At 67.9% G+C, this 26,433-nt stretch carries 21 protein-coding genes; 12 read left to right on the top strand and 9 right to left on the bottom strand.

The annotated features are described in order from the left end of the window. From F3087_RS08670 to F3087_RS08645, 6 genes are all read right to left on the bottom strand, one after another. Entirely contained in the window at positions 1 to 1,557 is a 1,557-nt protein-coding gene (locus tag F3087_RS08670) for a GMC family oxidoreductase (RefSeq protein WP_150401326.1), read from the bottom strand. Further along, the gene (locus F3087_RS08665; protein ID WP_150401325.1) at positions 1,550 to 3,076 is read right to left on the bottom strand and encodes an APC family permease; all 1,527 of its coding nucleotides are present in this window, start codon (positions 3,074 to 3,076) and stop codon (positions 1,550 to 1,552) included. The genes F3087_RS08670 and F3087_RS08665 overlap by 8 nt, the downstream gene beginning before the upstream one ends. Before the next feature lie 62 nt (positions 3,077 to 3,138). Beyond that, positions 3,139 to 4,620, bottom strand: coding sequence for an aldehyde dehydrogenase family protein (locus F3087_RS08660; RefSeq protein ID WP_150401324.1), 1,482 nt, complete (start codon positions 4,618 to 4,620; stop codon positions 3,139 to 3,141). 6 nt (positions 4,621 to 4,626) lie between these two features. Beyond that, on the bottom strand, positions 4,627 to 5,778 hold the full coding sequence (locus F3087_RS08655) for an aromatic ring-hydroxylating oxygenase subunit alpha (protein ID WP_150401323.1): 1,152 nt from the start codon (positions 5,776 to 5,778) through the stop codon (positions 4,627 to 4,629). After that, positions 5,775 to 6,923: an N-methyl-L-tryptophan oxidase gene (gene solA / locus F3087_RS08650; RefSeq protein ID WP_150401322.1), complete on the bottom strand. Its 1,149-nt coding sequence runs from the start codon at positions 6,921 to 6,923 to the stop codon at positions 5,775 to 5,777. Before solA ends, F3087_RS08655 begins: the two co-directional genes overlap by 4 nt. A gap of 4 nt (positions 6,924 to 6,927) precedes the next feature. Beyond that, positions 6,928 to 9,375, bottom strand: coding sequence for a GcvT family protein (locus tag F3087_RS08645; RefSeq protein WP_150401321.1), 2,448 nt, complete (start codon positions 9,373 to 9,375; stop codon positions 6,928 to 6,930). Between the two features lie 196 nt (positions 9,376 to 9,571). Here F3087_RS08645 and F3087_RS08640 point away from each other — a divergent pair, with 196 nt between their 5' ends. Genes F3087_RS08640 through F3087_RS08630 form a run of 3 tightly spaced genes read left to right on the top strand, consistent with a single transcriptional unit; the run spans position 9,572 to position 12,167 of the window. Continuing rightward, complete coding sequence (locus tag F3087_RS08640) at positions 9,572 to 9,922, top strand: bifunctional 3-phenylpropionate/cinnamic acid dioxygenase ferredoxin subunit (RefSeq protein ID WP_150401320.1); 351 nt, start codon at positions 9,572 to 9,574, stop codon at positions 9,920 to 9,922. Beyond that, positions 9,919 to 11,073: an NAD(P)/FAD-dependent oxidoreductase gene (locus tag F3087_RS08635; protein ID WP_150401319.1), complete on the top strand. Its 1,155-nt coding sequence runs from the start codon at positions 9,919 to 9,921 to the stop codon at positions 11,071 to 11,073. Before F3087_RS08640 ends, F3087_RS08635 begins: the two co-directional genes overlap by 4 nt. A gap of 8 nt (positions 11,074 to 11,081) precedes the next feature. After that, positions 11,082 to 12,167 carry an S-(hydroxymethyl)mycothiol dehydrogenase gene (locus F3087_RS08630; protein WP_150401318.1) on the top strand — a complete coding sequence of 362 codons (1,086 nt, stop codon included), beginning with the start codon at positions 11,082 to 11,084 and terminating at the stop codon, positions 12,165 to 12,167. Between the two features lie 4 nt (positions 12,168 to 12,171). Here F3087_RS08630 and F3087_RS08625 read toward each other — a convergent pair whose 3' ends face one another. Continuing rightward, complete coding sequence (locus F3087_RS08625) at positions 12,172 to 12,837, bottom strand: TetR/AcrR family transcriptional regulator (RefSeq protein WP_150401317.1); 666 nt, start codon at positions 12,835 to 12,837, stop codon at positions 12,172 to 12,174. Between the two features lie 159 nt (positions 12,838 to 12,996). Between F3087_RS08625 and F3087_RS08620 the strand changes: the two genes are divergently transcribed. The 6 genes from F3087_RS08620 to F3087_RS08595 are packed head-to-tail and all read left to right on the top strand — an operon-like array spanning position 12,997 to position 20,026. Continuing rightward, positions 12,997 to 14,181 (top strand): ROK family protein, encoded by a 1,185-nt coding sequence (locus F3087_RS08620; RefSeq protein WP_223884926.1) that lies wholly within the window; start codon positions 12,997 to 12,999, stop codon positions 14,179 to 14,181. Positions 14,182 to 14,204: 23 nt separating this feature from the next. Then, entirely contained in the window at positions 14,205 to 15,707 is a 1,503-nt protein-coding gene (locus F3087_RS08615) for a sugar ABC transporter ATP-binding protein (protein ID WP_150401316.1), read from the top strand. Then, entirely contained in the window at positions 15,704 to 16,777 is a 1,074-nt protein-coding gene (locus F3087_RS08610) for an ABC transporter permease (protein WP_223884925.1), read from the top strand. The genes F3087_RS08615 and F3087_RS08610 overlap by 4 nt, the downstream gene beginning before the upstream one ends. A 20-nt stretch (positions 16,778 to 16,797) precedes the next feature. Then, positions 16,798 to 17,844, top strand: a complete 1,047-nt coding sequence (locus tag F3087_RS08605) for a substrate-binding domain-containing protein (RefSeq protein WP_150401315.1) — start codon at positions 16,798 to 16,800, stop codon at positions 17,842 to 17,844. 14 nt (positions 17,845 to 17,858) lie between these two features. Continuing rightward, positions 17,859 to 19,022: a Gfo/Idh/MocA family protein gene (locus tag F3087_RS08600; protein ID WP_150401314.1), complete on the top strand. Its 1,164-nt coding sequence runs from the start codon at positions 17,859 to 17,861 to the stop codon at positions 19,020 to 19,022. Continuing rightward, positions 19,019 to 20,026, top strand: coding sequence for a sugar phosphate isomerase/epimerase family protein (locus F3087_RS08595; RefSeq protein ID WP_150401313.1), 1,008 nt, complete (start codon positions 19,019 to 19,021; stop codon positions 20,024 to 20,026). The genes F3087_RS08600 and F3087_RS08595 overlap by 4 nt, the downstream gene beginning before the upstream one ends. A 12-nt stretch (positions 20,027 to 20,038) precedes the next feature. Here the strand turns inward: F3087_RS08595 and F3087_RS08590 are convergent, their stop codons facing one another. Continuing rightward, positions 20,039 to 21,553, bottom strand: coding sequence for an MFS transporter (locus F3087_RS08590; RefSeq protein WP_223884924.1), 1,515 nt, complete (start codon positions 21,551 to 21,553; stop codon positions 20,039 to 20,041). A gap of 75 nt (positions 21,554 to 21,628) precedes the next feature. Between F3087_RS08590 and F3087_RS08585 the strand changes: the two genes are divergently transcribed. Continuing rightward, positions 21,629 to 22,567, top strand: a complete 939-nt coding sequence (locus F3087_RS08585; protein WP_150401312.1) for a LysR family transcriptional regulator — start codon at positions 21,629 to 21,631, stop codon at positions 22,565 to 22,567. 32 nt (positions 22,568 to 22,599) lie between these two features. On the opposite strand, the gene F3087_RS08580 is transcribed toward F3087_RS08585, so the two are convergent. Beyond that, complete coding sequence (locus F3087_RS08580; protein ID WP_150401311.1) at positions 22,600 to 23,490, bottom strand: hypothetical protein; 891 nt, start codon at positions 23,488 to 23,490, stop codon at positions 22,600 to 22,602. Positions 23,491 to 23,745: 255 nt separating this feature from the next. On the opposite strand from F3087_RS08580, the gene F3087_RS08575 reads away from it, so the two are divergent. Both F3087_RS08575 and F3087_RS08570 read left to right on the top strand, forming a co-directional pair. Continuing rightward, positions 23,746 to 24,909 carry an aminotransferase class V-fold PLP-dependent enzyme gene (locus tag F3087_RS08575; RefSeq protein WP_150401310.1) on the top strand — a complete coding sequence of 388 codons (1,164 nt, stop codon included), beginning with the start codon at positions 23,746 to 23,748 and terminating at the stop codon, positions 24,907 to 24,909. 62 nt (positions 24,910 to 24,971) lie between these two features. Then, entirely contained in the window at positions 24,972 to 26,432 is a 1,461-nt protein-coding gene (locus F3087_RS08570) for an NAD(P)/FAD-dependent oxidoreductase (RefSeq protein ID WP_150401309.1), read from the top strand. The last annotated feature ends 1 nt before the right edge of the window (position 26,433 follow it).

Genomic DNA, 26,433 nt, shown 5'->3' with positions numbered 1-26,433 from the left:
TCACGTGGTCCGGACGAGATCCGCGCACTTCTCCGCCATGGCCATGACAGTAATGTTCGGGTTCACCGCGGGCAATTTCGGCATCGCCGACGCGTCGACCACCCGCAGCCGGGACACCCCCTTCACCCGCAGTTCCGGATCGAGCACCGCCAGCGGATCGTCGACCGCGCCCATCCGGGCCGTGGCGGCCGGGTGGTACACCGTGTTGTGGGTGGCGCGGATGTAGCTGAGCAGTTCGTCGTCGGTCGTCGCGTCCGGTCCGGGCGCGAGTTCGGCGGCGATCCACTCGTGCAGCGGGGACTGCTCGGCGATCTTGCGGGCCAGCCGCACGCCGGCCAGCATTACCCGTTCGTCGTGGCCGTCCGGATCGGTGAAGTAGCGCGGGTCGACCTTCGGCCGGTCACGGAAGTCGCGGCTGCGCAACCGGATCGTGCCGCGCGAGCGGCCCTGCGTGACGTTGGGGGTCAGGCAGAAGCCGTTGTCGCTGGTCGGATAGCCGCGGCGCAGCGTGTTCATGTCGAACGGCACGCTGCCGTAGTGCATCATCACGTCCGGCACCCGCAGCGACTCGTCGAGGGTGGCGAAGATGCCGATCTCCCACCACTGCGTCGAGGTCGCGACCATCGGCCGGGCGGCGTCCCAGAACACCAGCCCTTCCACGTGATCGTCCAGGTTCGCGCCCACGCCGGGCGAGTCGACCAGCACCGGGATGCCGATCTCGCGCAGGTGTTCGGCGGGCCCGATCCCGGACAGCATCAACAACTTCGGCGTATCGATGGCGCCGGCCGTCACGATCACTTCGCGGCGTGCCGAGACGGTGTCGTAGCCGATGCCGTCGGGCCGGAGATACCGCACGCCGGTCGCGGCGCGCGCGTCGTCGAACAGGATTTCGCTGACCCAGCAGTCGGTGCGCACCTCGAGATTCGGGCGCGAATCCAGCACGGGATGCAGATACGCGTGCGATGTCGACATGCGCGTGCCGTCCTCGGCGGCGTTGATCTGGAACCAGCCCGCCCCGTTGCGCACGGTGGCGCCGCGGTTGAACTGCACCGTCGGCAGCCCGACCGCCGCGGCCGCCGCGAGCACCGCCGTGCCGCACGGGTCGTCCGGCGGCACATCGCGCAGCCGGACCGGGCCGCTGCGGCTGTGCTGGTCGCCGGGTGCGTCGTTGTTCTCCAGCCGGGTCACGTACGGCAGCACGTCGGCCGCGCCCCAGCCCTTCGCACCGAGCGCGGCCCACTCGTCGAGGTTTTCCGCGGGTGGCCAGAACGCGATACACGAGTTGTGCGAGGAACATCCGCCGAGGACCTTCGCGCGGGCATGGCGCAGAAAGCTGTTCCCGCGTTCCTGCGGTTCGACCGGGTAGTCCCAGTCGTAACCGGAATCGAGCAGACGCATCCACTGGGTGAGTTCGAGGATGGCGCGGTCACCGACGTCGGACGGGCCCGCCTCCAGCAGACATACCGTGACGTCCGGGTCCTCGCTGAGCCGGGCGGCGAGCACGCACCCGGCGGTCCCGCCACCCGCGATCACGTAGTCGAACACGGCGTCAGACATTGCGTACCTCCGCTGCGTGGGATGCCAGAGTGCCGATTCGCTTGCGGCCCTTCAGGATGTACCAGAGCAGGCCGGCGCCGAGGATCGCGCCGATGTAGACGAACGCGCCCCAGGTGTTGTACCAGGGTGTGCCATAGACGGATGCGCGCGGCCAGGCCAGATTCAAGGCCATCCCGATACCCCACACCACGGCGATGATGTTGACGATCATCCCCCAGCGGCCCATGGTGAAATACCCGCCCGCCGCAAGCTCTTTCGGCGGCCACTGTCCGCGCAGCCGCTTCTTCAGCATCGGCCCGGTCACCATCAGGTAGGCCAGGTAGATCATGATGATGGCGATCGAGGTGAGCACCGTGAAGATCTTCGGCTGCCCGATGTTGATCACCAGGATGAGCGCGGCGAGCACGCCGATCAGGACGGCCGGGATGACCGGCGTCTGGGTCTTCGGATGCACCCGGGCGAGCTTCTCGCCGAACGGCAATGCGTTGTCCCTGGCCATGGCGAAGGTGAGCCGGATGGCGGCGGTGTGCACGGCGAGCGAGCACACGGTCACCGCGACGACGATGCAGCACAGGAAAATCGTGCCGAGCGGGCCCCACATCACCTGCTCGACAATGTATTGCAGGCCGCCGCTGGAGCTACCGATCTGCGGATCGTCCAGATCCGGAGCCGCCATCACCGCGAAGGCGAGAATCGCGCCGCCGATGACGAAGGACGCGAGCACGGCGCGCAGGATGGCCTTAGGCGCGGTCCGCCGCGGCTCCACCGTCTCCTCACCGAGCGAACTCGCGGTGTCGAAGCCGTACATGACATAGCCCGAGGCCAGCGAGGCCACCAGGAACGCGCCGAGATAGCCGCCGGACTCCCCCGCGCCGTAACCGTGCGTCGAGAAGAACACCTGCGGGCCGCGAGTCGCGTTGGCCGCCAAGATGATCGCGATCAGCACCGCCGCGATGATCTCGATGAACACGCCGGCGCTGTTGATCATCGACATCAGCCGGACGCCGAGCGCGTTGATCGTGGTGGTGAAGATGATCATGATCGTGCCGAGCACCACCGCGTTGGTGGCGTAATCGTGCTCACCACTGCCGTCCCCGATGATCTGGAAGCCACTCCACAACCGGGGCAGGTTCAGCTGCAACGCCAGCACGACGGCGGCCAGCGTCACGATCGATGCGGTCAGCATCAACCAGCCCGACGACCACCCGACGATTCTGCTGCCGAGCTGTTTGGACCAGTTGTAGACCGACCCGGCGACCGGATAGCGCGCGGCGAGCTCCATGAAGCACAGTGCGACAGCCAGCTGTCCGACGAAAACGATCGGCCACGACCACAGATACGCGGGACCCGCGCTGCCGAAACCGAAATAGAACAGCTGAAACGTGCCGGTGAGGATCGAGATATAACTGACCCCCGCCGCGAAGCTGGCGAACTTCCCGATACTGCGGTCGAGGGATTCCTTGTAGCCGAAATCCTCCATTCCGCTGTCATCGGACACACCGTGTTCCTGGACCACCATTGCTTACCGTGCCTTTCGCGGGCGGCCGTACGGGCTGTCCGGCCGAGATTTGTTGCTTACGATCAGACGCCCTTGAACCACTCCGCCGGCTTTGGTGCCGTGTTGTGCCAAATGTGTTTGATTTCCTGGTATTCGGCCAAGCCGGTCGGGCCGAGTTCGCGTCCGTTGCCGGACTTCTTGAACCCGCCCCATTCCGCACCGGCGGTGTAATAGCCGAAGTCGTTGAGCCACACCGTGCCGTGCCGCAGCGCGCGCACCACGCGCTCGCCGCGCGCCGCGTCCGAGGTGCGCACGCCCGCGGCGAGGCCGTATTCGGTGTCGTTGCCGAGCCGGATCGCCTCGGCCTCGGTGGTGAATCGTTCGACCGTGAGGATCGGGCCGAACGTCTCCTCCTGCACGATGCGCATCGATCGATCGCACCGATCGAAGATCGTCGGCAGGTAGTAGCTGCCGTCCTGCAAGGCGGGGTCGGTCGGCCGCGCGCCGCCGGTCACCAGCTTCGCGCCCTCCGAGATGCCCAGCGCGACATAGGCTTCCACCTTCGCGCGGTGTTCGACGGAAACCATCGGGCCGGTCTCGCTGGCCGGGTCGAGGCCGGGGCCGACCCGGATCCGCTCGGCCCGGCTCGCCAGTTCCGCGACGAAGTCCTCGGCGATGGATTCCTCGACGATCAGCCGGGTGCCCGCCGAGCAGACCTGCCCGGAGTGCAGGAACACGCCGGTCAGGACGTGGTCGACGGCGCATTCCCAGTCGGCGTCGGCGAATACGATGTGCGGGTTCTTGCCGCCGAGTTCCACCGCCACCTTGGTGACGTGTTCGGCGGCGACCTTGCTGATCGTCCGGCCGGTCGCCAGGCCGCCGGTGAACGAGATGAAGTCGACGTCGGGGTTGTCGGTCAGGGCCGGGCCGAGCACGGCGCCGCTGCCCTGGACCAGGTTCAACACGCCGGCGGGTACGCCCGCCTCCTCGGCGAGCCGCGCGAATTCGATGGTGGTGAGCGGGGTGACCTCGCTCGGCTTGAGCACCATGGTGCAGCCGGCCGCCAGCGCGGGCGCGACCTTCCAGGACATCTGGAGCAGCGGGTAGTTCCAGGGCGCGATGAGCACGCACACGCCGATCGGCTCGCGGATCACCCGGCTGATCACCGCCGGGTCGCCCACGTCGATCAGCCGGTCGGCCTGCACCGCGACCGCGTTCGCGTAGTAGCGGAACACCGAGATGACATCGTCGATGTCGATCTCGCTCTCCACCAACGTCTTTCCGGTGTCCGCCGTCTCGAGCCGGGCCAGCCGGTCCTTGTCCCGGGCCAGCAGGTCGGCGATCCGCAGCAGCAGCGCGGACCGTTCGGCGACCGGAGTCGCGGCCCACTTTCCCTCGTCGAAGGTGGTGCGGGCGACCGCGACGGCGTCGCGCGCGTCGGCCGGCGTCGCCTCGTCCACGGTCGCCACCACGGTGCCGGTCGCCGGGTCGATGATCTGCCGCACCCCGCCGTCGGCGGCATGCGTCCATCGACCGCCGATGAGCAGATCCGGATCACCATTCATTGCACGTCACCTCACGTCGCCGATCCGACAGGACAACCACTCGTGGAACTCCGCGATGTGATGCTCGGCGGGCACCAGCACCCCGCCCTCACGGTAGGCGCGCGACGACATTGCGGGTTGCGTTCGCTCACATGCCGCGAAATCCTGTTCGTTCACCCGATGGAACAATTCGACGGAGCGGGACACATCGCGTCCCGCCGCAACCACATCCTTGGTATACAACCAATCACACTCGACGATAGTTCGGTCCGCCGACATGGGGAACATCCGGTGGAAAATGATGTGGTCCGGGACCAGGTTGACGAAAACGGTCGGCCGGACCGTGATGGCGAAGTAGCGGCGGTCCTGTTCCGGGGTAACCCCGGGCAACCGTCCGAAACCCGGTGAGCCGTCGACGGTGAATCCGGCGATATCGGCGCCGAATTCCGCGCCGTGGCCGACGAACACCTGTGCGGCCAGTCCTTCGGCGAATTCGGGCAGCACCTCGGTGAGTTCGGGGTGGATGGTCGCGCAGTGGTAGCACTCCATGAAGTTCTCCACGATGAGCTTCCAGTTCGCCGCGACGTCGTACACCACCCGGCGGCCCACCGCGAGGGTGTCGATCTCGTAGGCGTCGATGGCGGCCGGGTCGCCGAGGCGCTCGGTGACCGCGCCCATCACCTCGTGCTCGAACGACGGAGGTTCGTCGGCCAGGCAGACCCAGGCGTAGCCGAGCCATTCGCGCAGGGCCACCGGGATCAGGCCGTAGGCGACTCGATCGATGTCGGCGCCGGTGGCGTCCTTCAGTGCGGCCATGTTCGGCGCGGCGACCAGTTTGCCGTCGAGGCCGTAGGTCCAGGCGTGGTACGGGCATTGCAGGTTGCGGCGGACCTGGCCTTGGTCCTCGGTGCACAGCATCGCGCCGCGGTGGCGGCAGATGTTCAGGAACGCGCGCAGCGCACCGTCGCGGCCGCGCACGATCAGGACGCTTTCCCGGCCCACCTGGACTCGTTTGAACTGGCCGGGTTCGGCGAGGTCGCCGGTTCGGATGGCGCAGAACCACATTCGTTCGAAGAGCTGTTCCTGCTCGGCCGCGAAGATGGTGTCGTCGACATACCATTTGCCACCGAGCGTGGGGATCAGGGCCGGTGTGCTCACCGGCGACAGGTCCGCCGTCATGCGGTCACCAGCCTCTGCGGGTCGAATAGGGCGATCGGGTGCTTGGTGGCGGCGTCGATCACCAGATCAGCAAGGATCTCGCCCACCACCGGTACGAATTTGAAGCCGTGGCCGGAGAAGCCGCAGGCGATGGTGATGCGGTCGCCGCCGGGATGGCGGGCGATGACGAAGTGCTCGTCCGGGGTGGTGGAGTACATGCAGGTGGCCGTGTGGACGCACGGGCCGGCCACGGCCGGGAGCAAGGCGGCGACGCGGTCGCGCATCGCGTCGATCTCGTGCGGGTGGACGACGCGGTCGATGGTCTCCGGTGTGCAGACGGTGCCCTTGCGGAAGAACGCGGTCTTCACGCCACCCGTCGGCCCGTCGATGGCGGGGAAGCCGTAGATCTGCATGCCGGAGTCGTCCTCGGCGATGTAGATCGGCTCGTCCTCGAAGGGGGTGGTGCCGCCGATCGGATCGAACCAGTACAGGACGTGGCGTTCGATGGTGATCGGAATGCCGAACTCGGCCAGCAGTTTCGGTGCCCAGGCGCCCGGGCAGATCAGGAGCTGATCGCCGTGATAGGTGGCCTTGGCGGTGGTCACCGTGACGCCGGAATCGGTTTCGGCCCAGCTGATCACCTCTTCGCCGAACGACAGTGTCGCGCCCGCGCGCAGGGCCAGGTCGATGTGCGCTTGCACGGTCAGTTCGGGGCGGGCGAATCCGCCGTTGGATTCGTAGATTCCGATGTCGTCCGCCGCGGGGTCGAAGTTCGGGAAGCGCCGCTTGATCTCGGCGGCGTCCAGCAGTTCGTGGGGCAGCGACCATTCGCGGCTCGCCCGCAGGCTGCCCGCGACCGTCAGGCTGTCCGGCGGGCCGAGGTAGAGGCCGCCGGTGAGCCGGATGACCTCACGATCCGAGTCCGCGGCCAGCTTCGCCCAGAGTTCGTAGGAACGCAGCAGGAGCGGAACGTAGGCAGGGTCTTCGAAATAGGACTGCCGGACGATGCGCGAACCGCCGTGACTCGAGCCCCGATTGTGCGCGGGGGTGAACTTCTCCAGCCCGAGCACCCGCCGGCCGCGCGCCGCGAGGTGATAGGCGGCGGCACTGCCCATGCCGCCGACGCCGATCACGATGACGTCGTAGCCCGTTGTCGCCGTGGCCATCTCGCTACCTCCTGATCCTGGACATCTCGGGATCGACCACCGGTTCGGCGTGCACCGTCGCGATGAGACGCCGGCCGAGGTATTCGACCTCCACCGCATCGCCGACGACGACGGACGCGGGCAGCCACGCGTAGGCGATGCCGCGCCCGATCGTGGCCGAATAGCCTGCGCTGGTGACATATCCACCCAGCAGGCCGTAGACGTAGACCGGCTCCTTGCCGAGGACGACCGCCGTCGGGCTCTCGAAGACGATGCTGCGCAGGATCTTCGCCGGCGGGTCGGCCTGCTCCAGGGCGGTCTTGCCGATGAAGTCGGGCTTGGCCATCCGGACCGCGAAGTCGAGGCCGGCGGCAGCCGGCTGGTGTTCCGCGGTCATGTCGGTTCCCCAACTGCGGTAGCCCTTTTCGATGCGCAGGCTGTTGAACGCGATCCGGCCGGCCGCGATGACCTCGTGTGCCTGTCCCGCCGCCCACAGCAGATCCCATAGCGCGTTGCCGTATTCGGCGGTCGCGTAGATCTCCCAGCCGAGCTCGCCGACGTAGGAGACGCGCATCATGGTGACCGGGATGGCGCCGAGATAGGTTTGCAGCGCGCGGAAGTACTTGAACGACTGATGCGACAGGTCGTCGGAACACAAGGGCTGCACCAGGTCCCGCGCGTTCGGTCCCCAGACGCCGATGCAGCAGGTGCCGCCGGTGATGTCGCGCAGCGTCACCGAGCCGTCGGCGGGCAGGTGCCGGGTGAACCAGTCGAAGTCCATCGGGCCGTTGACGCCGACCTGGAAGCGTTGCGGGTCCAGCCGGGCGACGGTGACATCGCTACGGATACCGCCGGTTTCGTCGAGCACCAGTGCGTAGGTGACCGAGCCGACGGACTTGTCCAGATTGTTCGTGGTCAGTCGTTGCAGGAGTTCGAGTGCCCCGGGGCCCGATACCTCGTAGCGAGTCAGCGGGGTCATGTCGAACATGGCGACACGTTCCCGAGTCCAGCGGGCTTCGGCGATGGAGATGGGCGACCAGAAGTTGCTCGACCAGTCGTCGCGCTCCGGGAACGGTATTCCGTCGTCACAAAGCCGTTGTGCCAGTTCCGCATTGGCCTCATACCACGCGGGTCGCTCCCAGCCGCCGCCCTCGAAGAAGAACGCGCCCATGTCCTTCTGGCGAGCATAGAAGGGACTGGTGCGCAGACCGCGCAACGCCGTTCGGTATTGGTGCGGATGGATGATGTCGTAGACCTCGACGAAAGCCTGCGAACTCGTCTGCATGATGAATTCACCGCTGCGCGCGACGTCTTCGAATCGGTAAAGATCGCACTCGTGTACATCGGTACTGGGTGCGCCGTCGATGATCCATTCGGCGGTCGCCTTGGCCACACCGGCCGAATGGGTGACCCATACCGCCTCGGCAACCCAGAACCCGGCGAGGTCGCGGTGTTCACCCATGATCGAGAAACCGTCGGGGGTGAACGAGAAGATTCCGTTGAATCCCTCTTCCGGCTTCGAATCACCGAGCGCGGGAAGCAATTCCATGGACTCACGCCACGCGGGGGCGAAGTCTGCGTCGGTGAAGGGCAGCATCGAGGGCATCGCTTCGCCGGCGGTGGCCGCGGACAGAGTCGACATGTCCACCGGCATCGGCTGGTGGCCGTAGTAGCCGATGCCGAGGCGATCGCCGTGCACGCGGTAGTAGAGGTCCTGATCCTGATGCCGCAGGATCGGCAGGCGCGCGGCGTCGACGGGACCGTCCGCCAGGGCGGCAAGGGACCCGGACTTGGCGTACTGGTGCGCCATCGGCACCAGCGGCAGGATAAGGCCGGTCTGCTTCGCCAGTTCCGCGCCCCAGAAGCCGGCCGCGCAGACGACGATGTCCGCGGCGATGACTCCGTCGGCCGTCTGCACACCCGTCACTCGGCCGCCGCTTTCGGCAATCCCGAGAACCTCCTGATTGGGCAAGAAGCGCGCGCCGCGACCGATCGCCGCCCGCGCCTGCGCCTCCACCGCGCGCACGGCGTTCGCCAAACCGTCTGCCGGAGTGTGGAATCCGCCGAGAATCCGGTCGGCATCGAGCAGCGGGTACCTAGCCGCACATTCGGACGCGTCCAGCAGACGCCCCTCGATCCCCCACGACTGCGCCCAGCCGAACTTGCGGTGCAGATCCCGCCAGCGCTGCGGCGTGGTCGCCACCTCGAGCCCGCCGACCGCGTCGAACGCGGGACCGGCCGGGTGGCTGAGCGCGCCGAACTTCTCGGTGGTGTACCGCGCGAACTCGGTCATGGTCTTGGACGGATTCGTCTGGAACACCAAACCTGGTGCGTGCGAGGTGGATCCGCCGGTGGTGAACAGCGGTCCCCGGTCGAGCACGGTGATGTCGGCCCAACCACGTGCGGTCATTTCGTCGGCCAGCGATGCCCCGACGATCCCGGCTCCGATGATGACGACTTTCGGGTGAGCCAAAGGGTGCCTCCGTTGTTGCTAGTAGCGCAACGAATTCGTATTACGCAACAAATAGTCCGCCTGTCGTGGCACCCTGTCAACCGTTGGAAACCAGTTGTTTACCGGGGAATTCCAGGGGTTGACGAGGGCTCCAGCCTGTCGCACACTGTTGCGTATCGCGATACCTGTTGCGCTCTAAGCAACTCATGGAGGGTTTATGGAATCCCTTGCGAAGCACTCGGCGACCTCCGGGACAGAACTGTTCGTCGCACGCCTCGCGGACCTGCCGGTCGGCGAGGTCGCCACCGTGCGGACCGATGGCGGGCTGCCGATCTCGGTGTTCCACACCGACGAGGGTCTGTTCGCGATCGACGACACGTGCACCCACCAGGATGCGTCATTGGCCGACGGCTGGGTGGAGAACTGCACAGTCGAATGTCCTTTGCACGAGTCATGTTTCGACCTGCGCACCGGGCGGGTTTCCGGGCCGCCGGCCAAGGTCCCGGTGCGCACCTACCCGGTGCGGGTGCTCGACGGCGGCATCGTGGTTACGGCGGAACCGTCATGAGCGTGGTCGTCGTCGGCGCGTCGCTCGCGGGGTTCTCGCTGGTGCGCGATCTTCGCGAACGTGGCTACGACAGCGAGGTCACGGTGGTCGGCGCGGAGGTTCACCCGCCTTACGATCGGCCGCCGCTGTCGAAGGAATTCCTGCACGGCGATATCGATCTCACCTTGGGCGACGACCTCGGCGCGCACTGGATACTCGGTCAGAGTGCAATCGGAATCGCTTCTACCGCAATAGGTCCCGGCGTGGCGCTCGATAACGGCACGGTCGTCGCCGGGCAGTCGCTGGTGCTGGCCACCGGCGCTCGCGCCCGCACACTGCCCGGCGCGCGAGGACTCAGCGGCGTACACACTTTGCGCACGATCGATGACGCGCGGGCGATTCGTGCCGCGTTGAGCGTCGCGCGCCACGCCGTCATCATCGGCGCCGGACTCATCGGTTCCGAAATCGCTTCGACCGCAGCCACTCTCGGAGTGCAGGTAACCATTGTCGAACTGGCCACCGATCCCCTGGCCGGCGTCTTCGGCCCGCAGCTCGGGGCGCTGTGCGCGGATCTGCACGCCGCCCACGGCGTTCAGCTACGCACCGGCGTCGCGGTGACCGGGTTCCTCGGCGGCGAACGCGTCAGCGCAGTGCGCCTCACCGACGGCAGCCTGCTCCCCGCCGACGCCGTGATCGTCGGCATCGGCGCGATCCCCAACACCGAGTGGGCACAGGACTCCCCGCTGCACATCGACAACGGGTTCGTCACCGATTCCTGCTGCCGCACCGCCGTTCCCGGCATCTACGCGATCGGCGACTGCGCCCGCGCCTATCAGGACGCCTTGGGCGCGCACCACCGCAGCGAGCACTGGTCGAACGCGACCGCCCAAGCCCGCGTCGCCGCCGCGGCCATCGTCGGCGAACCGCCCGCGAACGTCCCGAACACCTACTTCTGGTCGCGCCAGTACGGCCGGATGATCCAGTTCGCCGGCCACCGACGGCCCGGCGACGCGGTGCGCTTCATCGACGGCGACCCGTCGACCCCGTCGTGCACCGCCCTTTACGAACGCGCCGGCGAACCGGTGGCCGTCTTCGCCATCGACAACGCACGCCTGTTCACCCGCTACCGCAAGCAGATCGAGCGGCGGCCCGCGGCCATCGCAACCCCGTAGGAGGATTCGTGTCCGAAACCGTGCGCGGCGTCATCGCCCGTCGCCAAGGAACGCCGGTCGAGATCGTCGACGTGGTCATCCCCGACCCCGGATCGCACGATGTCGTCGTGCGCGTGCAGTCGTGCGGGGTGTGCCACACCGACCTGCACTACCGCGAGGGCGGCATCAACGACGAGTTCCCGTTCCTGCTCGGGCACGAGGCGGCCGGGATCGTGGAGACCGTCGGCGACGCCGTAACCCACGTGGCCGTAGGCGATTTCGTCGTGCTGAACTGGCGCGCGGTGTGCGGCGAATGCCGCGCGTGCCGCCGCGGCCGTCCTTGGTACTGCTTCGACACCAGCAATGCCGGCCGGAAGATGACCCTCGCCGACGGCACCGAACTGACGCCCGCCCTGGGCATCGGCGCCTTCGCGGACAAGACCCTCGTGCACGAAAAGCAGTGCACCAAGGTCGATCCCGCGGCCGACCCGGCCATCGCCGGGCTGCTCGGCTGCGGTGTCATGGCGGGTATCGGGGCCGCGATGAACACCGGCAACGTGTCCCGGGGCGACAGCGTCGCGGTGATCGGCTGCGGCGGTGTCGGCGACGCCGCGATCGCCGGCGCCCTGCTCGCCGGAGCCAAGACCATCATCGCCGTCGACCGGGACGCGCGAAAGCTGGCCTGGGCGAGCGAATTCGGCGCTACCCACCTGATCGACGCGAGCACCGAGGAGGTGGTCGAGCGGATCCAGGAACTCACCGACGGCTTCGGCGCGGATGTCGTCATCGATGCCGTCGGTCGTCCCGAGACCTGGAAGCAAGCCTTCTACGGACGCGATCTGGCCGGCACCGTGGTGCTGGTCGGCGTACCCACGCCGGAGATGACCCTGGACATGCCGTTGATCGACCTGTTCTCGCGCGGCGGCGCACTCAAATCGTCCTGGTACGGCGATTGCCTTCCCGAGCGCGACTTCCCGGTGCTGATCGATCTCTACCGGCAGGGCCGACTGCCGCTGGAACGCTTTGTCACCGAACGCATCTCGCTCGACGAGGTCGAGAAGGCGTTCACCGCCATGCAGCACGGCGACGTGCTGCGCTCGGTCGTGGTCTGGTGATTCGCTAGCGCGAGGGCAGGAGGCCGTTCACTATGGCTTCCAATCCCTTCCGGTGAATATCGCGCGAGGTCGTCTCGACCCACTTGTCGCCGATCGCCGCCAGCGTGGGTAGTTCGGTCAGGTCGAGCTGGTCGATGCCCGCCTCGGTCGCCGACGCCGCCGCCAGCCGGGCCCGTCGGCGATCCCGGCTCGCCCGGATCAGTAGATCCCCGACGATGAAGTACCAGATGGCGCGGTACACGTCGACGGCCTCCTCGACGGTGCAGCCATAGTCGACGGCCGCGGCGATGATCATCTCGACCATTCCCATGGCCGCCGGCACGACCACCGGGTCGGAGGCCAGCACCTCGATGATCCAGAGGCGCTCGGCGAGGCCCTCGTAAAGAGTGAACGCGGCCTCGAGGAGCCGCTCGCGCGGGTCGTCGGGGAATTCCCGCTGCGGGATGTGCTGTGCGTGCGACTCCAGCAGGAGCAGCAGCAGCTCGTCCTTGTCCCGCACGTGGTGGTACAGCGCCATCGGCGTGCTGCCCAGTTCCTTGGCCACGCGCCGCATCGACAGGCTGTCCGCGCCCTCGGTCCGCAGCACCTGGTCGGCGGCCGCGACGATCGCCTCCTGCGAGAGGCGCGGTGGTCGACCGACTTTTCCTGGGCGATCGGTTTGCCTGGGCATCGAGCCATCTTCCCTTATCCGGTCCTGCGGCCGGTCGAGCCGTCCCTGTCTCAACTTTGTCCTGTCGAAAAACAAACTTTGCCCGAGTTCGACGAAAGCGCCCACAGGACTCGACAAAGTGCGGTTGAATTCGCTCAGTTGGACAGGAAGAAGTAGCTGATGCGGATCGCGGCCCGACCGGAAAACGCCCACCAGGCACGGCTTTTGCGGCTGCTGCGCGATCGGGGCCCGCAGTCGCGGTCGGAACTGGGTCAGCCGATGGAGCTGTCCCGCTCCAAGCTGGCGGTGGAACTCGATCGGCTCGCCGAGCTCGGACTGGTCGAGGCCGGCGGGCTGGCCGCGTCGAGCGGCGGTCGTCGATCGGCCATCGCCACGTTAGCCTCGGGTCTGCGTTTCGCCGCCATCGATATCGGCGCCACCTCCATCGACGTCGCGGTGACCGACGGTGAGCTGCGGGTACTCGGGCAGCTGTCCGAGCCGTGCGACATCCGGCAGGGACCGGCCCCGGTGCTGGAACGCGCTGTGGATCTCCTGGGCAAGCTACGCACCGACGCACACATGGCCGGACGGCTGCACGGCGCGGGAGTCGGCGTGCCCGGTCCGGTGAGCTTCCGCGAGGGCATGCCGGTCGCGCCGCCGATCATGCCGGGCTGGCATCGGTTTCCGGTGCGCGAGGCGATCGCGCAGGAACTCGGCTGCCCGGTCCTGGTCGACAATGACGTGAACATCCTGGCGCTCGGCGAAATGCAGGCCGGCTCAGCGCATTCGGTGGCGGACTTCCTCTTGGTCAAGGCGGGCACCGGGATCGGCTGCGGCATCGTCGTAGACGGCGGCATCTACCGTGGCGTCTCCGGTAGCGCGGGCGACATCGGCCACCTCCGGATCACCGACGACGGACCGGTCTGCGCCTGCGGCAACAGCGGCTGCCTGGAGGCGTACGCGGGCGGCGCGGCGCTGGCGCGGGAAGCCATCGCCCGCGCCGGCCGCTCCCCCTTCCTCAGCGAACGCCTCACCGCCGCAGGCACACTCACCGCCACCGACCTAGCCGACGCCGCTGCCGCCGGAGACCCCTTGGCAGTAGCGATGATTCGCGAGGCAGGCGCCCATCTCGGCACCGCCCTGGCCGGATTGGTGAGCTTCTTCAACCCCGGACTCGTGGTGATCGCCGGTGGGCTGACCGGGTTCGGGCACCCGCTGCTCGCCGAGATCCGCAGCGTGGTCTATCGCCGGTCGTCCCCGCTGGCCACCGGCAACCTACCGATCGTGCTCTCCGAATTGGCCGAGCTCGGCGGGGTGATCGGCGCGGCGCGCCTGATCAGCGACCATATCTTCAGCGTCGCCTGACGACACGGCTAGGAGCACCGGCCATGAACACTGTGCTGACCATGCGAGGCATCGTCAAGGACTTCCCCGGCGTACGCGCACTCGATCAGGTCGACCTCGACGTCCGCGCCGGCGAGGTGCACTGCCTGCTCGGGCAGAACGGCGCGGGCAAATCCACCCTGATCAAGGTGCTCGCCGGTGCGCACCAACCGGATTCGGGCGAGCTGAGCTGGCTCGGGAAGCCGGTCCGGCTGGCCAATCCGCTGGCCGCGACTCGGCTCGGCATCGCGACGATCTATCAGGAATTGGATCTCTGCGACGGACTCGACATCGCCGAGAACATCTTCCTCGGCCACGAGAAGTCCCGCGCCGGCTTCACCCGGCGCGGATCGACCGCGCGTGCCGCGACCGCGTTGCTCGACCGCCTCGGTCACGGCGAGTTGCGACCCGAGACGGTCGTCGCCACGCTACCGACGGCCGCCAAGCAGGTGGTCAGCATGGCGCGGGCGCTGTCGCACGACGCGCGGCTCATCGTGATGGACGAGCCATCGGCCGCGCTCGGAAACGACGAGGTGGCCAACCTGTTTCGCACCATCGATCAGTTGCGCGCGGATGGCGTTGCCGTCGTGTACATCTCGCATCGGCTCGACGAGATCCGCACCATCGGCGATCGGATCACCGTGCTCAAGGACGGCCGCACCGTCGCCGCCGGACTGCCCGCGCGCACCACCAGCACCGAACAGGTCGTCTCGCTCATGACCGGCAACCGGGCCGAAGCGGTTCTGGCACAACACCAGCCGCGCGTTGAGGACACCGCGGAGGTGCTTCAGGTGTCAGGGCTCGGGCTGACCGGCCGGTTCCAGGACGTCTCGTTCACGGTGCAGGCCGGGGAGATCGTCGGCCTCGCTGGTTTGGTCGGGGCGGGCCGATCGGAGGTGCTGGAGACGATCTACGGCGCGCGCCGCGCGTCGGCGGGACAGGTCCGCGTCGACGGCCGCCGGGTACGGCCCGGCAGCACGAGCGCCGCCGTCGCCGCCGGAATGGGTTTGGCGCCGGAGGAACGCAAATCTCAGGGCCTGTTTCTGCTGGAATCGCTGGGCCGCAACATCTCTGCCGCCTCGATACCGCGCTACTCCCGATTCGGCTGGTTCGATCGGCGCAGAGCGCGAGCCGATACCGGCGACGTGCTCGCTCGCGTCGGCATCCGCCCGGCCGACCCCGACTACCCCGTGCGCGGGTTGTCCGGCGGGAACCAGCAGAAGGCCGTCCTGGCCCGCTGGCTGCTGGAGGACTGCCGGGTGCTGCTGCTCGACGAACCGACCCGCGGCGTCGATGTCGGCGCCCGCGCCGATGTCTACGCGCAGATCAGAGGTCTGGCCGAGCGCCGCGTGGCGGTGCTGATGGTCTCCAGCGACCTGCCGGAACTGCTCGGGCTGGCCGATCGGGTGCTTGTCCTGCGCGAGGGCGAGATCATCCACACCGCGGCCGCGGCCGACCTCACCGAACCCGACATCATCGCGATGATCATGGAAGGGAGTGCGCTGTGAGCGAATCCGAGATGCAGCGTGCCGGAACCGAGCGTGGCGGTGATCCGATCCGCCGGACGACCGCAGTGCGCACGAGAGCGAAACCAACAGCGGCGGAGGGGGATCCGCCACCACGCCGCAAGACCGGGCGCAGTGAACTACGCAAACACCTGACGCTGATCGTCGCACTACTCGCGCTGCTGATCGTCGGCGCGCTGACCAAGGGCGAGGACTTCCTCAGCGCCGGCAACATGATCACCATCCTGACCCTGGCCTCGGTGATCGGCGTGGTCACCGTCGGGATGACGTTCGTGATCATCGGCGGCGGCATCGACCTGTCCGTCGGCGCGATCATCGCGCTGGCGTCGGTCTGGTGCACCACCACCGCCACCCAGTCCTACGGCGTGGGCGGGATGGTGCTCAGCGCGCTGCTCGTCGGCCTCTGCTGCGGGCTGCTGAACGGGGCGCTCATCGCCTACGGGCGGTTGGTGCCGTTCATCGTCACGCTCGCCATGATGGTGGCCGCGCGCGGGCTCGCCGAGCAGATCTCCGGGCGGCAGTCCCAGCTGGTCACCACCGATCTGCTCGCCCTGGCACAGAATCGGGTGCTCGGCATCCCGCTGCTGGTCTACCTTTTCGTCATCGTGGTCGCGGTCGGCTGGATCGTGCTGGAGCGCACCACCTTCGGCCGGCGCAGCGCGGCCGTCGGCGGCAATCCGGAGGCGGCCCGGCTGGCGGGCATCGACGTGCGCCGCCACACGCTGCTCCTGTACGCGGTGTCGGGGCTGTGCTGCGGCGTCGCCGCCATCATGCTCACCGCGCAGACCACCACCGGCACCAGCACCAACGGCCAGCTCTACGAGCTGGACGCGATCGCCGCGGTGGTCATCGGCGGAACCCTGCTGAGCGGCGGTTTCGGCACGATCACCGGGTCGATCCTCGGGGTGCTCGTGTTCACCGTGATCGAGGATCTGTTCATTCTCAACAACCTCGAGCAACCCATCCAGGCAATCGGCAAGGGCGCCATCATCGTTGCCGTCCTGCTGTTCCAGCGCTTCGGCCGCGCCCGCGCGGTCCCCACCCTCACCTGAATCACGCATCAAGGAACACCATGAGCAAGACAGTCTCTCTCCCCCGCCGCGGCATCCTCCTGTCCGGTCTCGCCGCCGGCGCGGGCGTGCTCGCCGCCGCCTGCACCTCCAACGACACCACGGCCAGCACGCAGGTGGCCGGTAGTACCGGGGACAACTCCGCCGCCGGAGCCCAAGTGCGCGTGGGCTTCTCCGCACCCGCCGCCGATCACGGCTGGACCGCGGCGATCACCCGCAACGCGCGGGCGCAGGCGGAGAAGTTCGGCGATCTGACGCTCAACGTCACCGAGGGCACCAACGACGTCAGCCGCCAGATCGAACAGGTGCAGACGATGATCAACCAGAAGGCCGACGTGCTGGTGATCCTGCCGTTCGACGGCAACGCACTCACCGAGATCGCGAAAAACGCGATGAACGCGGGCATTCCGGTGATCAACCTCGATCGCGTCTTCGCCTCCGCACTCGCCTACCGGACCTGGATCGGCGGCGACAACTACGGAATGGGCGTCAACGCGGGCAGTTTCATCGTCCGCAAGATGAAGGACGCGGGCATCGGCGATCCGGTGATCGTCGAGGTCGCCGGGATCGACAACCTCCAGCTCACCCAGGAACGCAGCCGAGGGTTCCACGACGCCGTCACCGCCGCTGGATTCCGCATCACCGCAAGGCAATCCACCGATTTCACCGCGGCGGGCGGTCAGCAGGTGGCCAGCCAGATGTTGCAGGCGACGAAGAAGATCGACGCGATGTGGAATCACGATGACGATCAGGGCATCGGCGTGCTGGCCGCGATCAAGCAGGCCAATCGATCCGGCGAGTTCGTCATGGTCGGCGGGGGCGGCTCGGCGCAGGCGATGAAGGAGATCCAGACCGGCAACTCGCCACTGCAAGCCACCGTGCTCTACAGCCCGGCGATGGCGTCCTCGGCGGTCGCGCTGGCCCGGCTGCTCGGGCAGCGCCGGGCGCTCGGCGATCTCGCCGAACACGATGTGCCCGCGAAGATTACGACCTTCTCGGCGGTGGTCACCAAGGACAACGCCGAACAGTACCTGGCGAACGGCTATTAACCGATCGGAGACCGATGACCTCGACAGACCGCCGCACCCTCGGCATCGGCATGGTCGGCCACGCCTTCATGGGGCGCGCCCATTCGCAGGCCTGGCGCAGTGTGGACGCGTTTTTCGATCTGCCGTGGCGGCCGGTGCCGGTGGCGCTCGCGGGCCGCGACATCGGCCGGGCGACGGTCGCCGCCGGGCGGCTCGGCTGGGCGAGCGCCGTCGGTGCGTGGAAGCAGTTGCTCGATCGCGACGACGTCGATCTGATCGATATCTGCACGCCGGGCGACAGTCACGCCGAAATCGCCATTGCCGCACTGCAAGCGGGCAAGCACGTGCTGTGCGAGAAGCCGCTGGCCAACACCGTGGCCGAGGCCGAGTCGATGGCCGCCGCCGCCGAGCAGGCCGCGCTGCGCGGGGTGCGGTCGATGGTGGGGTTCAGTTATCGGCGGGTGCCCGCGCTGGCGCTGGCCCGAAATCTGGTGGCGCAGGGCCGGATCGGCACCGTCCGGCATGTGCGGGCGGTGTATCTGCAAGATTGGCTCGCCGATCCGGAGGCACCGCTGAGCTGGCGGCTCGATCGGCAGCGTGCCGGGTCCGGGGCGCTCGGCGATATCGGCGCGCACATCATCGATGCCACGCAGTTCGTCACCGGGGAGTCGTTGACGGGGGTGTCGGCATTGATGGACACGTTCGTCACCGAACGCCCGCTGCCGGACGGCGTGGGCAGCGGCCAGGTCACGGTCGATGACGCCGCCTTGTTCCTCGGCCGGCTCTCCGGCGGCGGACTCGCGTCGTTCGAGGCGACCAGGGTCGCCGCCGGGCGCAAGAACGCACTTCGCCTCGAACTCAACGGAACCCACGGCAGCCTGGCCTTCGATCTCGAGTCGATGAACGAGCTGTGGTTCCACGATCACACCGAGGAACCGCAGACCGCCGGTTTCCGCCGCATCCTGGTGACCGAACCGCAGCACCCCTACACCGGGGCCTGGTGGCCGCCCGGGCACGGGCTCGGCTACGACCACACCTTCACCAACCAGGTCGCCGACCTGGTCATCGCGATCGCGGCGGGGAAGGATCCGAGTCCCAGCTTCGCCGACGGGCTCGCCGTGCAGCGGGTGCTGGCCGCGGTCGAGGCGAGCGCGGCCGACGACGGGCGCTGGACCGCTATCGGAGGAGGACAACCATGAGACCGATCACGCTGTTCACCGGGCAATGGGCGGATCTACCGTTCGAGGAAGTGTGCCGGCTGGCCGCCGAATGGGGCTATGACGGACTCGAAATCGCCTGTTCCGGCGATCATTTCGAGGTGGACAAGGCACTCGCCGATCCTGGTTACACCAAGCGCAAGCAGGAAACCCTCGAACGCCACGGACTTCAGGTGTTCGCACTGTCGAACCACCTTGTCGGCCAGGCCGTCTGCGACCATCCGATCGATGAACGGCACCGTGCGATTGTCCCGCAACGCATCTGGGGCGACGGCGAACCGGAAGGCGTGCGTCAGCGTGCCGCCACCGAAATGGCCGACACCGCAAGGGCGGCCGCCCAACTCGGTGTCGACACGATCGTCGGCTTCACCGGATCGAGCATCTGGCACACCGTCGCCATGTTCCCGCCGGTCCCGGCGGACGCCATCGAACGCGGCTACCAGGACTTCGCCGAACGCTGGCACCCGATCCTCGACGTGTTCGACGCCGAGGGCGTCCGCTTCGCCCACGAGGTGCACCCCAGCGAGATCGCCTACGACTACTGGACCACCGTCCGCGCCCTCGCCGCCATCGACCACCGCCCCGCCTTCGGCTTGAACTGGGACCCTTCCCATTTCATCTGGCAGGACCTCGACCCGGTCGCCTTCATCCTCGACTTCGCCGACCGCATCTACCACGTCGACTGCAAGGACACCAAGGTCCGCTGCGGCGACGGCCGCCGCGGCCGCCTCTCCTCCCACCTCCCCTGGGCCGACCTGCGCCGCGGCTGGGACTTCGTCTCCACCGGCCGCGGCGACGTCCCCTGGGAGGACTGCTTCCGCGCCCTCAACGCCATCCACTACACCGGCCCCATCTCCATCGAATGGGAAGACGCCGGCATGGACCGCCTCGCCGGCGCACCCGAAGCCCTCACCTTCATCCGCGGCCTCAACGCCATCACCCCACCGGCCGCGTCCTTCGACGCGGCCTTCAGCACCGATCGGTGACCCGCCGTCGGGTCATCGCGCCTGTCCCCGTCGGGACAGCAGGGACTGGCCCACGACGAGCGCGCCGAGGATCAGGACCGTGATGCCGATCATCCGCAGGGCGAGATCGGCTCCTGAGATGAACGCCGTGACAACGTCGTCGGTGCGGTCGGGGGTGGCGGCGAGCGCCTGGGCCACGGTGTGCGGGTCGTGGGTGGTGCGGATGTCCGTGGGCAGGGCCGCGATGAACCGGGCGGTGAGGATCGTGCTGATCACGGCGACGCCGAGGGCGCTGCCGAATTCGCGGGTGGTGGCTTGTAATCCGGCACCGACACCGGCTTGCGCGTGCGGCAGGGAGCCCGAGATTGCGCCCGAGAGGGTCGGGAGGGCAAGGGTCACACCGATTCCGGTGACGATCAACCAGGCGGCGTACTCGACGTAAGGCGTCTGCGCATTGCTGGTGGACAGGCCGAGCAGTCCGCCGCCGACGAACCCGAAGGCCAGGGCGATGGTGGCGTCGAGGCCGAAGCGCTGAGACAGGCGGCCGACGTGGCGGGCGCCGAGGATGATCGGGATGGTCAGCGGAATGATGCCGAGGCCGGTGCGCAGGACGCTGAATCCCTTGCCGTACTGAAGGAACGACGCGTTGACGTAGAACAGCGCGAACATGCCGAAGAAGATCGCCGTCATGCCGAGGCAGGCACTGCGCAGGCCGGGGACCTTGAACAAGCGCGGATCGAGCAGCGGGTGTTCGACTTTCAGCTCGACGGCCGCCCAGACCACGAACAGCACCGCGGCACAGACGAACCCGCCGACGACGACCGGGCTCCCCCACCCCGACTCCGGCCCCTGCACGATGCCGAGCAGCAACGCCACCGACGCCGCGACGAACAACACCGCGCCGGGCAGGTCGAGGGCACGATCATGCCGGGGCGACACCGGCGCGATCCGCCAGACCAAGGCCACGAGCACCAGCGAGATCGGCACGGCGGCAATGAACAACCATCGCCACGAGCCGCCCGAAAGGATAGCTCCGCCACCGACATTGCCGACCACGCCGCCGATGCCGGTCATCGACGCCCAGACCGCGATCGTCGCGCCCTTACGTTCGGCGGGAACCGCATGCAACAGCACCGCAAGCGTATTGGGCAGCACGGCGGCCGCACCGACACCGGTGATCGCGCGACTGACCAGCAGCACAGCGACATTCGGCGCGACCGCCGACAACAGCGCGCCCGCCGCGAACAGGCCGAGACCGGCCAGCAGAACTCCCTTGCGCCCGAAGCGATCTCCCGCGGCGCCACCGGGAATCACCAGGCAGGCGAAGAAGATGACGTAGGTATCGACGATCCAGACGAGCGTCGACGCGGACGGGTGCAGCCCGCTCGCGGCGAGCATCGGGACGGCCAGATTGATCGCGGCGACCATCCCGACGACGACCACGACACAGGAACACATGACGGCGAGCAGGCCGCGTTGGGTGTCCGGCCTCGGTGGGCTCGCCGGTGAGGTCGGTGGACGATCACGGGTCAAAACATTGAATGGCATGGTCACGACGTTATGGACTCAGCCGGATTCCATGCCACGCAACTTTGACAACAGTCACTTGCGTACGATGCAACTATGCCCGAGCAGCTCGACCTGAACCTCCTTCGCGTGTTCGACGCGCTACTCCAGGACGGCAGCGTCACGGCGGCATCCGAGCGCCTGCACCTCTCCATCCCGGCAACCAGCCGAGCACTGGGCCGGTTGCGGCGCGCGATGCACGATCCGATCCTGGTGCGGGCCGGTCGCGGGATGGCGCCGACCCCGTTCGCGCTGCGCACCGCCCCGCGCGTGCGCTCACTGCTCGACGAGGCCTCGGCCCTGATCAGCGCCGACCGCGAGCTCAGCGTCGCCGACCTGAAGCGCACCTTCACGATTCGCATCAACGACGGCGTGGCCGTCACGCTCTCCGCGGCAGCCGCCGAGGCCACCGCCGCGATAGCCCCCGACGTGACGCTGCGGTTCGTCGCGGAAGGCAGCGAGAGCATCGAAGCGTTGCGCGACGGTTCGGTCGATCTCGACATCGGCGCCACCGACGTCACCGCGCCCGACATCCGCGACGACCTGCTCTACCGGGAACAGATCGTCGGCATCGTCCGCGCCGACAGCCCGCTGGGCAAACACCGCCGCCCGACGTTGTCCCAGTTGTGCGAGTACCCGCACGTCTCGGCCTCCCGCCGCGGCCGGGCGCGCGGCCCCCTCGACGACGTGCTCGACGCCGCGGGCCTGCACCGTCGTGTCGCCGCGGTGGTGCCGACCGCCGCGGTCGCGGCACTGCTGGTCTCCACGAGCAACTACGTCGGCCTGGCCCCGCAGCGCCTGGCCGAGCAGTACGGCCGAGCGCTCGGCATCCGCTGGTTCCGCATCCCCGGCCTGCCGGACATCGAGGTCCGGCTGCTCTGGCACGCCCGGCTCGACGCCGACCCGGCCCAGCGCTGGCTACGCGAGACGATCCGCGCCGCACTCGACACCAGCCGCACTACTTCTGACCTCCCGCACTCAGACTCGCCGCGCTGACACGCGTGCGTTTGTCAAAAGTGGTGCGGCGCCTACGCGTCGGCGTGCTCGAGCTGGGATACGTTGCCGAAGACCGCCACGGCGACCGCGCCGCCGATGGCGAGCACGAAGCCCAGTCCCGCGAGCCACGCGAGGCCGGGCCGTGAGGTGTCGCCGAGCACCAGCACGCCGACGATGCCCGGAATGACCGTCTCGCCGACCACCAACGCCGCGGTCGCCCCGTTCACCGAACCCAGTTGCAGCGCAACGGTGTGCAGGTAGAACCCGCCGATGCCGGCGATCGCGATCGTCCATGCGGCCGGATCGGCGAGCAGTGTGCCCACGTTCAACGGATCGATCCCCTGCACGATCCGCACCGCGATCGCCAACGCCCCGAACAACATTCCCGCCGCCAACCCAGCGGCCACCGCACCCCGCGAACCCAGCCGGCGCACGACCAGCTGACTGCCGGCGAACAACACCACCGACGCGATCAACACGCCCCAATGCATCACCGGATTGTCGCTACCGCCACCCTCGTGCCCCGCGGCCGCACCGAGCGCGGCCAGCGCGAAGATCACCGTGCAGATCGCCACCCAGTCGCGCGCATGCAACCGGATGCCGAGCACGAAGATCCCCAGCACCGCGGTGATGATCAGATTCGCGCTCATGATCGTCTGTGAGAGAAACAGCGGAATCAATCGCGCCGACACCGCGTTCCCGGCGAACCCGACCACATCGAGCACGGTGCCGACGATGAACCACACGGTCAGCACCGCCGCGACCGTGGACGCGACCGTCGGCGCGCCGGTCTCGGTCAGCTGCCCGTCGTCACCTCGCGCCTCCGCCGCCGCGGCCGACCGACGCGCCGCATACGCCTGGAGAACCGACGCCACCCCGTATCCGATACACGCGAGAAACGCCGCGAACAGACCAATCAGCACGCGACTACCCCCATCGACACCGAACTCATCGTTTTAGTCACGACCGAAGATAACGCGCGGCAACTCCCGCGCCCCCGACCGGCATCGATCCGACGCCGAGCCAGTTGCGCAGATCACCCGGGCCCCGATCACGAATCGCCCGCTTCGATACCGGGCAACCACACTCGCGAATAAGTGGACGGAGTGACCGGTTAAGCCGTAGTCTGCAGCCAGCTAGAAGTGGACATAATGTCCGCTTGATTCGGAGGTTACGAGATGCCCACGACAGTCGGTACCACTCCCCTTGCCCGCGAACACTTTCCGGCCGCGCGCCGGTGGGCGTATCTCAATCACGCCGGGATCTGCCCGATGCCCCAGCCGTCGGTGGACGCGATGCATCGGCGCGCGACCGAGGTTTCACTGGACGGCGAGTTCACCTATGCGGCCCACAGTGCCGAGATCGAACGGGTACGAGCGTCGGCGGCCCGGCTCATGGGCGTGCCGTCGCGCGACGTGGCGTTCGTCAAGAACACCACCACCGGGCTCGGGATGATCGCCAACGGCCTCGACTGGTCCCCTGGCGACCGCGTGATCGTGCCGGATCTGGAGTTCCCGTCCACGCTCTACCCGTGGCTGGCCTTGGCCGATCGAGGCGTGATCGTCGATCGCGTACAGCCCGAAGCCCCGAGCGGAAGACTCACCGTCGAGGCGTTCATCGATCGGATCCAGGCCGGACCGCCGCCGAAGCTGGTCGTCACCAGCTGGGTGCAGTTCGGCCGCGGCTGGCGCGTCGACCTGGCAGCGCTGAGCCGCGCGTGCCGCGCGGCCGGAGCCCTGTTGTGCGCGGACGTGATTCAAGGACTCGGCGCGATCCCCGCCGAATTGGCCGACTGGGGCGTCGATTTCGCCATGGCCGACGGCCACAAGTGGCTGCTCGGCCCGGAAGGCAGCGGCATCCTGTACGTGCGCGGCTCCCGGCTGGAGTCGCTGCGCCCGCTGGAGCCCGGCTGGAACTCGGTGGCGCATCGCGAGGAATGGGACAACCTCGAGCTCGTATTCGACGACACCGCACGACGTTTGGAAGGCGGAATGCCGAACGTCACCGGTATCGCCGCGCTCGGCTCATCGATCGATCTGCTGCTCGAGGCGGGCGTCCCGGCGATCTGGTCGCACGTCGACCGCCTCTGCGATCGGATCTGCGACGGTCTCACCTCGATCGGAGCGACCGTGCTGTCGGATCGCTCGGCCGAAGGTCGTTCCGGGATCGTCGCGGTGCACCTCGACGGCCCGCCGATCCCGTTGCTCGCCAAGCAGTTACAGGCCGAGGGCATCGCGGTCTCCGCCCGCGCCGGCGGCCTGCGCATCTCGCCGCACGGCTACAACAACGACGCGGATATCGATCGTCTGGTCGACACGGTGGCCAAGCTGATCCGCACCTGAAACCGCCGAGCCGGGGACGCCGGGTGCCGCATACTCATGACTACCAACCCGTAGGAGTCCCCATGGATCTCGCGGCACCCCTCTGCGTCATCGGCGCCGGCCAGAGCGGCATTCTCACCGCGGCGAAGCTACGCGAGCTCGGGTTCGAGAACATCGACGTGCTCGAGGCCGGACCGCAACTCGGCGGTTACTGCCAGACCGTCGACGTCGACGGTGACACCTACGATTTCCAGTCACACCTGGTCATCCAGCAGTCCTTCGGCGCGGACATGGCGGGCACGGCCATCGACGAGTTGCTGCGCAACCATCCGGTGCCGACGAAAACCGAGACGCTCTACTTCGTCGGCCGGTCCGACTCCGGCACACCGCAGCCGGCCGTGCCGCCGCATTTCCTGCCACTGTTCCAGAGCATGACCCCGGAGCAGGCGATCGATCAGCTGGTCGAGGCCTGGAACATCATCGAACGGGCGATGCGGGACCGGCACGCGCCCGGGCAGAGCGGATTGGCCTTCGACCACACCTCAGGCGAGACCTGGGAGACCTACCGGGCGCGCCACGCACCGCTGGTCAGCGAGGTGTTGCAAGGGCTGGCGATCTACGCCAACATGCGCAGGCCGCGGCAGCCCGCCGAAACCATCATCAATATCAACGCGCATATCTCCGGCCATGTCTCGCAACTCGCCAAGCTGGTCCTTTCGCTGTATTCAACCGAGAAGCAGGCACTGCTCGCCCGGATGCCGCAGTCGCTGGTCGCGCAGCTGAGTTCCCGGCGACCGGTCAGCCTGAGCTTCCACGGCGGGTTCGTCAGCTTCCTGCGCCGAATCGCCGATGACCACCGGCTCACCGTCACCGTCGACAGCCAGGTGACCCGCATCGAACCCGTTCCATCGCAAGGGGTTCGGGTCTCCTACTCCGCCGGCGGTGAGCAGCGCAGTGCACTCTATTCGCGTGTGGTGGTGACCGCGCGCCCCGCGCAGATTCGAGAGATGTTCCCCGCGGGCGACATTCGCGAACTGTTCGCCGAACGGAACTGCCCGCGCGCGTGGACCCGCAGCTACCTCATCCGAGTACGCGAGGAGCGCATCGCCTTCCCTCGGCGCGCGGATTCCGGTGAGCCCCTCGGCTTCTGGGTGATCGACCCGTACGGCAGCTACACCGACACCGATCCCGAGCAGGCCATGCACCGCATCACCGCCGCCAACAAACAGAATCCGGGACCGTACTGGGTCTGCTTCAGCAACTCCGACACCTCGATCTCCGACGCACAAGCCTGGTCGCTCGCCAAGGAAAGCCTGTTTCTGTTCGACGACCCCGAACTGATCGCCGAGACGATCGCCGAATGGCCCGCCTACCCGAGCGCGGCCGCGGTCCGCGCCGGCTGGTTCGACCGGGTGGCCGGCATCCAGGGCCGGGACGGCATCTACTTCGTCGGCGAGATCCTCTCCGGTCCGACCGCCGAATGCATCAGCTCGTTCGTCCGCGACGTGATCCCGCAATGGTTCGAGACCGGGCCCACAGACTAGG

This window comes from Nocardia colli (assembly GCF_008704205.1).
GTDB classification, from domain to species: Bacteria; Actinomycetota; Actinomycetes; order Mycobacteriales; family Mycobacteriaceae; genus Nocardia; species Nocardia colli.
Note: the sequence above shows the minus strand (reverse complement) of the source record. Positions and strands in the feature narration are given on the sequence as shown.